This window comes from Streptomyces sp. NPDC001787, assembly GCF_040297465.1.
Taxonomy (GTDB): domain Bacteria; phylum Actinomycetota; class Actinomycetes; order Streptomycetales; family Streptomycetaceae; genus Streptomyces.
In genome coordinates, this window is record NZ_JBEOZE010000008.1 from 254814 (window position 1) to 267585 (window position 12772).

Sequence of the window (12772 nt, forward strand, 5' to 3'; positions counted from 1 at the left end):
GGCTGCTCCACCTGGGCACTCCACCGCACGGCCTCCTCATCAGGCGACGGGTCGGCCTCGGGTGTCTCCGCCCCGAGGGCGCAGGGTCGTCCCGGCCTCGGTAAGCAGGAGGTGAACGAAGCCGTAGGAGCGTCCGCAGCCCTCGGCCAGGGTCCGGATCGAAGCTCCTTTGTCGTACGCCCGCCTCAAGTCGGCGCCCAGCTTCTTGCGCGCCAGTCCGGTAATCCACGTACGGCTGCCCAACACGTCGTCTTCCTCTCTCTGCTCGAACAATCTCCCGGGCGCCAGCTGGCGCCCGGGAGCATGCTCACTCTCCCGGTGAGCGGCACGATTCCGGTCTCGGGCACGAGTGCTGGCTTCGTCGGGGCGGTGTTGCTCGTGGGGCAGTGGCAGACGGACTGCAGCGACGCCGTCATACGCCGCACTCAGGACGGTGCGGGCCGGAACCCGTGCCGGGGAGTACGACAGGACGCGGGCGCATGGAAGTTGCTGGCACGCTCCTGTTCCGCGGTGCGCGGCTACCCGCGACCGGCCCGGTGGCCGGCCCGCCGGATTCGGTGACCTACCCGTTCCAGGATTCGCGATGGCGCGACGCACTGCCGTGGAGCGCGGTTTCTTGCGGTCATGCCAGACAACGACCTCGCTCGTCGCCTCCGCGACCAGCTCACCGCCCACCCCACCCCGCAAGATCCTCAAGCCTGGATCACTGCCCACCTGCCCAACATCGGCCACGCGGGCCGCCCCATCATCGATGCGGCCCACGATGCCCTGGGCATCAGCGAAGAGGACGCGGCCGCCCTGCTCGATGCAGATCTCCTACCGGAGCAGTTGCTGGCGGCGCTCGATCAGCTCTCCGACGGTGCTGCGGCGATCAACTGGGAAGCGGCGTATGCCGCCGCCTACGGCCTCGAGGACGGTGACTTCAGCGTCGCAGCCGAGCATCAAGCACGCCGCCGCGTGTGGGGAGTCGCCCACGACCTGATCACTGACGGCACCAGGCGCAGCGGCAGCCGTGGGCTACCAGCCAGCGTTATGCAGTTCATTGTGGCCGGCTGGGTGGACGACTGCCTGACCAGCGGACGGGAGCCGACCTTCTGGCGTGATGAACGCGGAATCTGGCGGACCTCCAACGGGGCGCTGTACGCGCCCCGGTTGACCGAGGCCGCTGTCATCTACCCCGGCAGCATGCAGGGCACCGAGGACGCGCTCGCCGCGCTCGGCGCCTCAGAACTGACCTGGGTGGGCGTCCTTGGTGACCGCCGCCTGCGCCACGTCATCGTCCCCGCCGACAAACTGAGCGTCCTCAGCCAGAGCGCACACATTCGCACCCTCGGCACTCCGCCGCCGGACACCGTCTACACGTATCTGCACACCTCGTGGCTGCGCACCAGCGGCGACGTCTGCCAGCGCTGCGGCACGGTGGCGTTCCTCGCCCGGGCCACCGACTGGCCCGGGGCCCCGGCCCTTTGCCCCGACTGTCACGAGGCGATGAGAACCGCTCAGGCAGCCGCTGGGCACCAGTGCGCGGACGGGTGCGCGCAGTCTGTCGACCACACGGGGCTGTGCCTTCCCTGACCCGGTGTTACTCCCCGGTGCCCGACGTAGGCGTCGGGCACCGGGGAGTACCGGCCTCCCCGCACGCGGCGTCCGTCCCTGATCTGCGGGGGCGGCTGTCCTGCGCGTCATGGTCGACGACACAGGACCACGAGAGGGCCACGCCTTCAGATTCGCCGTCGCTGCCGTTCCGTCCCCCCACACCCGCACCATCGCCCCTGCTTCCTCTCACACCGGACGACTAGGAGAACGACGTGGGGCTTTCCATCCGAGCAGGCCGACCGAACGGACCGCTGCCCAGTGATCCGTTGCCGCAGTGGTCGTACGCGGGCTTCAGTCTCTTCCGCCGCGGGATCGCCAGCCACATCGGCATCAACCTCTCTCAGATGCACGGCTACGGCGGCGGCCGTCGATGGAGCAGCGTGACCAGTCCCTTGCGTCACCTTCTGGACCACGACGACGACCGCGGTGAGCTGACGCCCGAGCAGGCGCGCGAGCTTGCCCCGGCGCTGAGCGAAGCACTCGCCGAACTCGGCCGCAGTGACCCCGAGGGCCTCCTGTGGGGTCCGGACGGCTACAACGGGCGCGTCGGGCGGGAGTTCGTTGACCTCCTCACGCTCTGCGCCGAAGAGGACGTCCCAGCCGTCTTCTGCTGAACCCTAAGCATCACGAGTCCGTGGCAGGCGCTCCTGCCGTTTCATGGCGAAGGCGCCGGGCAGCAGCCGCTGTCGATTCAGGTCGCCGCGGACTCGTCGCCGCAGGGGCCGACGCGACGGGCTCATGTCGGTTCCCTCCCGAGCAGACGGATCGGCTTGCCGTCCGCCATCGGTGCCTCCCGGGCACCGGGCGCCAGCCATCAAATGTGGCGCGTCCGCGACCGAGCTGTCTTGACCGCTGCGTGAACGACTTCTGATGCCGTGTCCGCATCTGCTGAGACCTTGCGTGCTGACAGACGACGAACGGAGAAGTCAGTGAACCGTGAGGAGCGACGCCGTGCCGAGCGTGCGGCGCGCAGGAGTCGCAGGGGTCAGGAACCGGGGCCGTCCTTTCAGGCTCCAGCGGGTCGGATCGCCCGGGCGGCCGTGTTCTCGCCCGCCGACGAGGAGCGGCAGCGCCAGGATTTCCTGGCCGGCGGCGTGTTCGCGGACGGCGCCGGGGTGATGTTCCCCGAGGGCGATGGGCCCGGTCTGAGCCCGGTGTTCGTTGTCTACGTCCATGACGACGAGCGCACGTTCGGGCCGGCACCGCAGCTTCGGACCGCTTTCGAGCTGCTGGACGAGATGGGGTCGGTCGCTCTGCACGAGCGTATGCCGGTGGCCACCTCCTGGTCGGGGATGAGCGGCACTAGTCCGCTGGTCAAGCTGAAGCTCGGGTTCCCCGGCCCCCACCCGGCCAGGGGATCGGCGGACCTGGTGCTGCTTGCGGACCAGTACGCCGAGCTCTGGCAGTACATCGTCGGCGGCGGACTGATCGGAGTTACCACGCAGCAGCGCCTGGAAAAGGCAACGAGCCATCCGGGAGCATCCTTCACGGATGGACTGGAAGCCTGCGTCCTTCTGGGGATCGGTTCGTCCCCGGTCCTGGAGCAGCTCATGCACCTGTACCGGTGGCCCCAGCCCACCAGTGCCGTCTGACAGCTCTGTCCGGAACGGCTGACACGTCAGCCACAGCGCTGTAGCGGCGGCGCTCATCCGCCGCCGGACCAGCGTGCCTGCCGATGCCAGGACTCCGACCAGCAGGCCAGACACCCCTTCTCCCCCACCCCGCTGACTGCCGTGCGCAGGTCGGCATGACTCGTCACACCCACCCGCCGCCCGGTATGCGGCTTACATCACTTTGGAGCTGACTTCAGTTGCGCAACCTCTCCTCGAACGCCCGCCGTGGGACCGCCGCCGCGCTCACGTTCGCCGCACTCGCCGGCACCTCGCTTCTCGCCGCTTCGCCGGCGTCGGCGCTCTCCTACAAGTGCACCACCAGCACGAAGTCCATCGACAACCCGGCCTACTCCGGCCCGTGGGCGGACAACTGGGACATCAAGATCAGTCTCTGCTCCGCCCGCTCCGGCTCGACGGTGTACAGCTACGCGAAGGCCTCCTGGGACGGCCCCGTTGGAGAGGTCGACGACACGTCGATCTTCAACGGCGCATACCTGCGGATCTGGATAGCGAAGTCCGTCGCCGGCACCGATCCGGTTGTCCGCAGCGGCAACTACTACGGGATCGAAGCCAAGCTGGAGAACTCCGACTACTGGGGCAACTACAACAACAGCTACACCACGCCGACGATCAGCTACCCGGTCGGGAGCGCGAAGGCGTACGTCGACGGACAGCTGAAGCTCGAATGGCGCAACGACGGCAAGGGCTACCTGAACTACGACTACAGCGCCTCGCCGACGGTCTGACCAGCTGACGGTCCTACGGCTCCGCGGGTGCCGGCCGACTGACGCCGCACAGACCAGCCACCAATCGGTGGCACGTCCGGGCACCCGCCCCCTGCGGGTGCCGAGGGCCTTCGACCGCCTACACCGCTGACCGCCTGTCCGCCGGCAGGGTCCGCAGGACCACGTGCGCCCCCTGCCGGCGGTGGACCGCGCCAACGCGAATTCGCGTGGAGAAGTGCTTTGGCCATCAACGGCCTCACCTTGGCGACGTCCGAAGACGACGCGATAAGGAGCGCCACCAGCAGTGAGCACCATCAACATGACCAAGGGCTCTGCGCCCGCCCGCATGACCAAGTCCTCCAGCATCCGGGTGCGGTGCTGGTGGGACAGCCGAACGGACTACGACCTGTACGCCCTCGTCGTCTACGCAGACGGCCGAGTCGAGACCGTCGCTACCTTCCCCGCGGAGGGAGTACCCGCCCAGCTCGCCACAGCCGACGGGGCGGTGAAGCATCTCGGCGACGTCGGCCGCCAGACGGTCGGAGTTGCCGAGGAGATCATCGAGATCGCCCTGGACGACTCGATACGCGCCGTGATCCCAGTCGCCTACTCCGCTCAGTCGAACGGCACCGGGTCCTTCTTCGAGTACCGCGTCTCCATGGAACTCGACAACGGCCTCGGCGACCGGGTCGTCATCACGGCTGAGAACGCCAACAACAACAGCCGCATCTACACGTGCGTGCCGGGCATGCTGGAGAACACCCCGGACGGGGTGAGCGTCCACGCGCTGGAGCACTACTCCGCGCCGGGGTGCGAGGACCGGCCGCTCGTCAGCCTCGTGCGCCGAGGTCTGATGAAGAAGGCCGAGGTGGTGGCCATCGACATGGACGCGGGGCCGCGCAACGCGTACAAGTAGCGGTCCCCCAGCAACCGCTGAGGGAGCAGAGCACGCTGCTCGCGGCGTGCTCCGCCCTCGGGTGGAAGGCGTTATCGAGGCGTCTGGTGGCTTGCCCAGCCACCAGACGCCTCGGACGTTCCGTCTGAGCTGGCCTCCAGCACCCCGCCGGCGACGACGGTATTGCCCCGGTTAGAAACCGGCCCTCTCCCTCCTCTGGTGGGCCGTACCTTTCTGCCGAGCACTGCAGTCAGCGTTCTGGGCACCCAGCGGTGAGGCTCGGCAACTACGGTTGTCCGCTTCTGGGCCTAAGTTCGCGGCGTGATAGACGATGAGGCACTCAACGATCTCCTGAAGCGGGCCTGCCTGATCTTCGACGCTCGCGCGACGCACACCGCGGGCGCCGCCGGCTCGTTCACCACCCTGCACATCAACCAGCTCGCCGACGACCTGCTTGCCGCACTGGACTCATGCGAGGTTGCGGAGCGCCCCTACCTCATGGAGGGGTACCGAAGTCTGAGCTTGGCCGCAGACATTCCCCCTGGCCGGTCCTGCCAGCAGCGCGAGATGCTCGTGGATGTCGCCCGCCAGGGGTTGGCGTACGTCGTCACCGGAAGACGCGAAGGACGTCCGGCTACCAAGGGTGAGGCTTTGGCGCTACTCGAGGACCGGTGGACTGCCTCGATGCTGGCCTGGGCCGACTTCTTCCCACCCTCGCTGGACGAGGTCTCACCTTCCTGCAGGTGCGGCGCCGTGAGGCTCGGCTACGGGAGGTGCGGCTCCAGCGTCCATTCCGACGAGAACCGGGTGCCGGGCATCTCGGTTCAGCAGCGCATATGAGCAAGGTCCACGGGCCACGCTTCTTCTGGGCTCCGAGGCATTCCTGTCCGCCCGGTAGGTGGTTGGCATGGCTCCAACCTCAAAGTGCCGAGGGGGATTCGCCAGAACTCGGTACCACCGCATTCGTCGAGGACCCTCTGCTCCGTAAGCGCCGGCCAAGTGCAGCGCACCCCCCAACCACTTGTGGAGACAGGAGCAGTTGTTCGTGCCCATATCAATCCGTTCCTCTACCGCTACCACCGGGAAGTCGAAGCCGATGTCGCGTCCCGTCCGTATGGCCGCTCGGATGGCAGCTGGCGTCGCCCTTCTCGCCTGCGCGCTCAGCGCCTGCGGTGGCTCCAAGGACAGCACTGTCTCCGGTGCGCGCGATGACCTTCGGATCGTCACGAAGAAGACCGTGACCGACACTCGCCCCCGGATGGTCGAGCAGTGCACTACCGGTACCAAGCGGGTCAAGCACACCTCTACGACGAAGGGGAAGACGCGCACCTGGTACACGACCGAACCGACCCGGACCTGCCGGAAGGTGCAGCAGGGCACGGAGACCTATGACCGGGTCGTCCGGCACGCGCGGTGGTGCGTCGAACTCGACGACGTCGACGGCAACACAGGCAGGGACGACGTCTGGTACGAGGTGGACTCCGCGACGTACGCCAAGGCCGCCGCCGCCGCGGAGGGCGACAAGCTCGCTTTCACCCCGCTGCGAGCTGGGTGCTGATCCGTCATTCACCGGCAGGGCCCAGGACGCGCTCCTGGGCCCTGCCGATTGCGGCCAGGACGTGCCGGCCGGTCATGGAAGGCGAGTGCAGTTTCCGCTGCCCGGTGCGGCTGGCCGGCTACTGACGCCAGCCGCTAGGTCACGTCCCCGCGTCGCTCAATCAGCGCGGCTGGAACGAACGCGGTGTCCATGGTGGTGAAGTCGGGGCCGTCGCCGTAGATCAGCATCCATATCCCGTCGGCGGTCTCAACTTCCACGGCGTTCAGCGAGGACCCGGAATCCCCGAACGGCTCGACATTTCCATTCATGAGGCCAACGGTAGAAGCGCTGAGACGAACCTGCACCCATGAACACCACACTGCGCGGCTGGCCCCGTTGTCCGTCTGTCACGTCGGACAACGCCTTCAGTTCACTTGCTCATCTGGCGGCCCTGCTCGGCCGGAATTCGCGGAAACTCTGGCCGCCTCATGCACCCGGCGCACCATCGGCTCCCTTACTCAGATCACCCCGCCCACGGAGCCCGCATGTATGCCAGCCGGTCCCGCGCTTCCTCTTCTGGAAGTGCGTTCCGCTTCACCCCACGCCCTCATCAGGAGGAGGCGCTGCACGCCATCATGCGGACCGCTGGGGACCGCGCACTGGTTGTGATGGCGTGCGGCACGGGCAAGTCCCTGGTGGGACGTGAAACGGCCCGAAGGCGGGCGGCCTACTCGGTACTCGTCGCAGTGCCGACCCTCGCACTCGCCGAGCAGGTGCACCGCGGGTGGGCAGCCGACTTCCCCGGAACCCTGGACACACTCATCGTCTGCTCGGACTCCGCGGTGGGCGGGGCGGACGTACCGGTGACCGTCGACCCCGAGCGGGTAGCCGCGTTCCTCGATACGGCGGAGGCCGGGCGGATACGCCTGGTGATCTCGACCTATCAGTCGGTAGGGCGGATAGCCGAGGCGTACGCAGGACGTTCCCTCTCACCGCTGGACCTCATCGTTCTGGACGAGGCCCACCACACCGCTGGACCGTCGGGAAAGTCCTACGCAGTCGTGCTCGACAATGACCGGATTCCGGCGGCGTTCCGTCTGTCGCTTACGGCCACGAGTCGCATTCACGAGGGCGCGGACGGCATGGCGGATGTCATTTCGATGGACGACGAGGCGCAGTACGGCACTCGGGTTCACGAGCTAACGTTCGGCGCCGCCATCCAGCGGAACCTACTGGCCGACTACGAGGTGGCCATCGTCCTGGTCTCCGACGAGGACGTGCACGCCGCACTCCAGAAGGAGGCGACGTCCCGGACCGGCCCCGGGGACTCCTCGAAGGTGGCCGCTCAGATCGCCCTGGCGCGGGCCATGCGCGAACGTGAGCTGCGCAGCGTGATCGCCTTCCACAGCCGGGTAGACCGCTCCAAGCGCTTTTCTGCCTCCCTCGGCTCGATCGGCACCGCAGCAGCAGGCGTGACGATCACCTCTCTGCACATGGACGCCGCCACCCCGGCAGGGAAGCGCGCTGAGCAGCTGGCCATGCTGGCCGCGCCCGCCGGGGACGAACGGGTCGTCCTCAACAACGTCCGTGCCCTGACCGAGGGCGTAGACGTCACCAGCGTCGACGGCATCTGCCTGGTCGACCCGAAGTCCTCCCAGACAGACATCGTGCAGGCTGTCGGCCGGGCGCTGAGGCTCCATCCCGAGCACGACCGTCCGGCGACGATCCTCCTCCCTGTCTACGTCGCGCCGGGCGAGAATCCGCAGGCGGTCCTGGAAGCCAGCGCCTTCCAGCATGTGTGGCGAGTCCTGGCCGCGCTCCGCGATCAGGACGAGCGCATGGACGCTGCCCTTACTGCCGCTCGCCGTCGGCTGAGCAGTGAGCCGACGGCGGACGGCATCGACGCCCAGGCGATACTGCCCGAGAAGGTCAAGATCTACGGCAGCGCGACGGTGGGGGCCCGCTTCGTGCAGGCCTTGGGCGTCCACGTCCTGGAGAACACCACCGAGGACTGGTACCGGTGGCTCGGCCTGCTGGAGCGATACGTCGCGCAGCACGGACACGCGGCTGTGCCTTTTTCCACCGAGGCCGGGAGCCTCGGGGCCTGGGCGGCTCGTCAAAGGTCTCTGCGCGCGGCTGGCAAGCTCCTGCCCCGCCGGGAGGAGCTGCTGTCAGGGCAGCCTGGATGGACGTGGAGCCTTGCCGACACCAAGCGCGAGGAAGGGCGGACGGAGCTGGAAGCGTTCGTCGCAGTCAAGGGCCACGCCAGGGTGCCGCGGGGCTTCGTCTCCCCCACGGGTTACCGGCTGGACAACTTCGTCACGCTGGCTCGCAACCGATACCGCGACAAGCTGATGGACGCCGATGAGATCGCGTACTACGAGGCCCTGCCCGGCTGGATGTGGCACGTACACGACGCGAAGTTCGAGCTCCTTCTCAAGCACCTCGACGACTTCATCAGCGAGCACGGGCATGCTCGGGTTCCACAGCCGTACAAGGTGAACAAGGACGGCATCCAATTCGCCCTCGGCAACGCCGTGTCGCGGAAGCGGACGGCTTACCGCAGGGGGACGCTGCCCGCCGGTCAGGCGGAGACTCTGGAACAGCGGCCCGAATGGATGTGGGACGGCCACGCTGCCGCCTGGGAGGCGAGCTTCGAGGTCCTGGCCGACTGGGCCGCCGACCACGGCCACCTGAAGGTCCCCTTCGACGAAGCGATCGACGGCGTCGGCCTCTACCGCTGGCTACTGAAGCAGAAGGCCCTCGTCCGCGAGGGCAAGCAGCCCGCCGAGCGGCGCCGCCGCCTGGAAGCTCTTCCCGGGTGGTCCAGCGCGGGGTGATACGCAGGCCTACGAGGTGAGGTCGCCGTGCCGCCCGCGGCCTCACCCGTTCGAGCGGAAGCTCAGCACCGTCCAGGTAAACGATCTGCTGGCGAAGCAGTGCACACCCCGGCCGGCATCCAGACCAGCGGGTCGAAACTGTCCGGCGGCGCTTCCCTCATGGGCAGAATGCGAATGCCATCGACCCGAGAACCAGGGATGAGCCGGTGAGCCCACGACCTCGCAAGCAGAGAGCATCCGAGCCCTCGGTGAACGGCCTACAGCCGAAGATCACCGAGGATGAGTGCACTGCCCCGGACAGGTACAAGCTCGAGTGTCCGCTGTGCGGCGAGGTCGGCCGGTACCGATTCGCGCTGCTCGCACGGCGGGCGTTCGAGGAACATGTCGACGAGAACCACCCGGCAGTCCAGAGTCCGCTGGACCAGGTCCGGACTCTCGTCGACATGGCCGAGACCGAGGCTGGAACCTGGGAGTGCACCATCGGTGCGGAAAGCTACGTGGCCCGGCAGCATAGTCCCGGCGGGTTCACTGTGGAGGTGGTCAGCCGCCGGACTCTGATCGACGGCCGGCTGGCGACCCTGGATGATGCACGGATCACTATCGGCGGCCACGCCAAGCTCGTCAGCTCCGCCCTGGCGACGGCTGCGACTATCCAGCTGCGCCAGGGGCGCCCAGCCCACGTGGTCCCTTTGGAGTAGCCTTTCCGGTCGCGCGAAGTCTCAGAGCCAGCGGCCATGGGCGAGGCGGGCGATCGGCTCCCTCAAGCAGCAGGAACAGCGTCACCGCGACCGGTCAGTCGGCTATCACGCTTCGCTACCCAGGAAGGACCGACCGGACCGATCGCCCACGACGTGCTCTCCTCACATCACGGCAGGACGGCCGGCGAGCGGATTCCCGTCGGAACGGAGGCGGGATCCGCGTGCGCCCTCGGATCCTCGGCTGGTCTGGCGAGGATCAGCTTCACCTGCTTGACGGACGCTCCGGTCGCCAGGGCGATGTCGCTCAAGGATGTCCGCCGCAGAGCCAGAGCCTTCACGGCCTGGGCCAGGGCCGTTGCGCGGGCATCCTCAGCGTCACGCAGTTCCTCGAGTTCCGGCGTCACTGGGATGATCTTCACCTCGGCGGTCACGCCTACGAGCGCGAGACCATCCTCGACGCTCGCGCGGACCAGCCGCAGCGTCCGCCCGCTCCCGTACACGCCGTGCTTGGGCTCGTGCGCCACCCACAGACGGCCGCGCCGGCTGGCCTGGCACTCGATGGCCTCGCTCACGCCGCACGCTCCAGGTCCTCGATGATCTGCTGAGCGACCGCATCCGGGATGGGGGTGGGCAGGACGACCTGCCGAGCGCCGATCCGGTACCGCGTGTGACTGCTGGTGCTGTCGACCTTCGTGACCGTCAGGCCCTGTCGACGAGCGGCGGCCTGAATGCGCAGCAGCGGGACGCCCTCCACGCCCGCCCTGAGCCCGGCAGTCACCTCCTGGGCCTGCTTCCACTCCGCGAGACTCACCACGGGCTCATGCACGGGGCCCGGCGACCACACCCACTTCGAGATCGGATTCCACCGGGACAAGCCTGGCTGCCCGGTCCGGGACGCCTTCCTGTTGTAGACCTGATAGCCGGTGAGCTTCGGGTTTGCGATCAGGCCCTCGACGAGGTTGTGCGTCCATTGGCCCTCGATCGGGTACCGCTCCGGATCGGCCGACAGAATCGAGATGATGTCTCCCGACTTCAGGTGCTCCTCACGCCGCAGGCGGCACAGCTCCCGAGAGGCGTCGAAGCGTCGCGCGTCCGGGTGCGGGGCGAGCTTCTTCTTCGGCCGCGCCTCTCCGAACCGGCCCCGTGGCGGCGGCGGTGCGTTCTCGTCGACGACCGCAATGTAGGGGTACGGCGGGTAGCCGTGGTTCCATCCGCCAAGGGCGTGCTGGAACTGCCCGCCCATGGACATCTCCAGCATGACCGTCCGGTACACCTCCGCCTCGACCTGTCCGTAGCGGCGGGTACGCAGCCGGCCGGACTCGGTCCCGCCTTGCGGTTCGTTGGCGTACACCACCTCTATCCCGGACTTCTGGAGCTCGTGCTCCACGGTCAGACTGGCCAGCATGGCCCGCGCGACGCGGTCGGCGCGCTCCGCTAGCACGTGGGTGATGCCCATCGGCTCGGCGTGGGCGAGAAGGTCCTGGAGGCCACCGTCCCGGCGGGTCGGGACGCGCAGCGCGTCGTACATCTCCTGGGGGGCGAGGCCCCGGGCCTCGGTAGGGAGCATTCCGGACTCGACGTCCCAGAAGTACGCCGCGAACTCCTCCCCCTCTTCCAGGCATTGGGCGGCGAGGGCCACCTGCCGGGGGATGGAGCTGCTGGGGTTCTGGTTGTCCTTGGTGGAGACCCGGCCAACGAAGGCCGACCGGCGGAGGCGCGCGTCCACCTGTACGAAGTTGGCCAGGTCGCTGAGGTCGATGGGCGGTCCGAAGGGGAAAGTCATGGTCCTTCCTGGGTGCTCAGAGAGCGGATGTGTCCTCGCGGTGGCGAATGACCGCGGCCGGGCTCAAATGGCAGGCCGAGGGTCATATCCGCAGACGCGGCATGAGGCTCATCGCTGTCCCTCAAAGGGAGGAAGACAGGAGAGAGTCGCGGTACCTCGACCCTATGAGGCCCCACTGACAGTCACCGTTTTCCAACCTCGACCCCTACAGCACCAGTTGATACCTGCAGACCCGACGGTCAGGAAATTCGCGACGGTGTGATGGATTCAGCCTCCTGAACGCAGCATCGGCCTCCTCAACGCCCCCAGCCCGAGGAAGCCGATGCCCACTCGTCCCGTCCGCCGCTCCGAGTCAACCCAGAACGCAGCCGCAGGAAACGTCGCCCTTCTCGAAACGCTGCGGCTTGCCGTGCCCCTCCATATCGCCGAGCTCCGCGACCGTCCCACTGACGTGCTCGTAGCCATCGCCAGCGAGTCGGCCAGCGTCGTCGGCTCCAAGGGCGACGTTCTCCAGTTCCACTCTCCGAAGCGAGGGGCGGCAGCCGAAGCGTTCAACGCGCTCGCGAGGGGGCTGGCGGCCGCCGCGATCGTCACACACGGCGGTGTCACCTTCGCCGGCTCGCACTGGTGCACCGTCCGTGCCTGCCCGGGTCCCGATGCCGACCATCCGCAGCCGGACGTCACCCCGTCCTGACCGGTGCCGGCCCGGGTCGTGCCTGCGGACGTAGTACACGGCGGCGACGCCGCACCGACAGTGTCTACCCGGGCCACTGAGAGGTCAGGAGGCCTCAACGCCATGCCTTACGCCGAACGCCGCTTCGACAATGCCGAGACGGCTCTACTCCTCGATGAGGAATGCAGCTACTGCCACGCCGCAGCCGGTCAGTACTGCGACGTGGACTGCCCGTTGGGCGTCATCGATCCCAGCTACACCCGCGAGGAGGAGCTCCCATCGATGTGGGAGCCGCCGCCCCCACCTGGCTGGTGACCGCCTCGCGCCACTCCCACTGACCCCCGGCCGCTGTGGGGCCCGGGCAAGTCGTGAACCCGACGCCCCACCGAGCGCCGCAGGACATGGCCGGTTC

The 12772-nt window shown here is 68.1% G+C and carries 15 protein-coding genes; 11 read left to right on the forward strand and 4 right to left on the reverse strand.

Annotated elements, in window-relative coordinates:
* Positions 1 to 39 precede the first annotated feature (39 nt).
* On the reverse strand, positions 40 to 732 hold the full coding sequence (locus tag ABT170_RS40610) for a helix-turn-helix domain-containing protein (protein ID WP_502970520.1): 693 nt from the start codon (positions 730 to 732) through the stop codon (positions 40 to 42).
* Between ABT170_RS40610 and ABT170_RS14740 the strand changes: the two genes are divergently transcribed.
* The 7 genes from ABT170_RS14740 (at position 625) to ABT170_RS14770 (ending at position 6387) form a co-directional block, all read left to right on the forward strand.
* A complete protein-coding gene (locus ABT170_RS14740; RefSeq protein ID WP_351867375.1) occupies positions 625 to 1575 on the forward strand; it encodes a hypothetical protein in 951 nt (316 codons plus the stop codon). The two genes, ABT170_RS40610 and ABT170_RS14740, sit on opposite strands and share 108 nt — an antisense overlap.
* Positions 1576 to 1808: 233 nt before the next feature.
* Positions 1809 to 2210: a protein kinase family protein gene (locus ABT170_RS14745; protein WP_351867377.1), complete on the forward strand. Its 402-nt coding sequence runs from the start codon at positions 1809 to 1811 to the stop codon at positions 2208 to 2210.
* A gap of 426 nt (positions 2211 to 2636) precedes the next feature.
* The gene (locus ABT170_RS14750) at positions 2637 to 3188 is read left to right on the forward strand and encodes a hypothetical protein (protein WP_351867380.1); all 552 of its coding nucleotides are present in this window, start codon (positions 2637 to 2639) and stop codon (positions 3186 to 3188) included.
* A gap of 218 nt (positions 3189 to 3406) precedes the next feature.
* On the forward strand, positions 3407 to 3955 hold the full coding sequence (locus tag ABT170_RS14755; protein WP_351867383.1) for a hypothetical protein: 549 nt from the start codon (positions 3407 to 3409) through the stop codon (positions 3953 to 3955).
* 283 nt (positions 3956 to 4238) lie between these two features.
* Entirely contained in the window at positions 4239 to 4850 is a 612-nt protein-coding gene (locus tag ABT170_RS14760; protein WP_351867386.1) for a TerD family protein, read from the forward strand.
* Between the two features lie 300 nt (positions 4851 to 5150).
* Positions 5151 to 5669, forward strand: a complete 519-nt coding sequence (locus ABT170_RS14765) for a hypothetical protein (RefSeq protein ID WP_351867389.1) — start codon at positions 5151 to 5153, stop codon at positions 5667 to 5669.
* Positions 5670 to 5955: 286 nt separating this feature from the next.
* On the forward strand, positions 5956 to 6387 hold the full coding sequence (locus ABT170_RS14770; protein WP_351867392.1) for a hypothetical protein: 432 nt from the start codon (positions 5956 to 5958) through the stop codon (positions 6385 to 6387).
* Positions 6388 to 6521: 134 nt separating this feature from the next.
* On the opposite strand, the gene ABT170_RS14775 is transcribed toward ABT170_RS14770, so the two are convergent.
* The gene (locus ABT170_RS14775; RefSeq protein ID WP_351867395.1) at positions 6522 to 6695 is read right to left on the reverse strand and encodes a hypothetical protein; all 174 of its coding nucleotides are present in this window, start codon (positions 6693 to 6695) and stop codon (positions 6522 to 6524) included.
* Positions 6696 to 6911: 216 nt separating this feature from the next.
* Here ABT170_RS14775 and ABT170_RS14780 point away from each other — a divergent pair, with 216 nt between their 5' ends.
* Positions 6912 to 9206, forward strand: a complete 2295-nt coding sequence (locus ABT170_RS14780; protein WP_351867398.1) for a DEAD/DEAH box helicase — start codon at positions 6912 to 6914, stop codon at positions 9204 to 9206.
* 248 nt (positions 9207 to 9454) lie between these two features.
* Entirely contained in the window at positions 9455 to 9904 is a 450-nt protein-coding gene (locus tag ABT170_RS14785; protein ID WP_351867401.1) for a hypothetical protein, read from the forward strand.
* Positions 9905 to 10071: 167 nt separating this feature from the next.
* On the opposite strand, the gene ABT170_RS14790 is transcribed toward ABT170_RS14785, so the two are convergent.
* Positions 10072 to 10476 (reverse strand): hypothetical protein, encoded by a 405-nt coding sequence (locus tag ABT170_RS14790; protein WP_351867404.1) that lies wholly within the window; start codon positions 10474 to 10476, stop codon positions 10072 to 10074.
* A complete protein-coding gene (locus ABT170_RS14795) occupies positions 10473 to 11687 on the reverse strand; it encodes a recombinase family protein (protein WP_351867406.1) in 1215 nt (404 codons plus the stop codon). Before ABT170_RS14795 ends, ABT170_RS14790 begins: the two co-directional genes overlap by 4 nt.
* Positions 11688 to 12009: 322 nt before the next feature.
* Here ABT170_RS14795 and ABT170_RS14800 point away from each other — a divergent pair, with 322 nt between their 5' ends.
* Together ABT170_RS14800 and ABT170_RS14805 are read left to right on the forward strand one after the other, a co-directional pair.
* On the forward strand, positions 12010 to 12381 hold the full coding sequence (locus ABT170_RS14800; RefSeq protein WP_351867408.1) for a hypothetical protein: 372 nt from the start codon (positions 12010 to 12012) through the stop codon (positions 12379 to 12381).
* A 102-nt stretch (positions 12382 to 12483) separates the two neighbouring features.
* Positions 12484 to 12675 carry a hypothetical protein gene (locus ABT170_RS14805; protein ID WP_351867411.1) on the forward strand — a complete coding sequence of 64 codons (192 nt, stop codon included), beginning with the start codon at positions 12484 to 12486 and terminating at the stop codon, positions 12673 to 12675.
* The last annotated feature ends 97 nt before the right edge of the window (positions 12676 to 12772 follow it).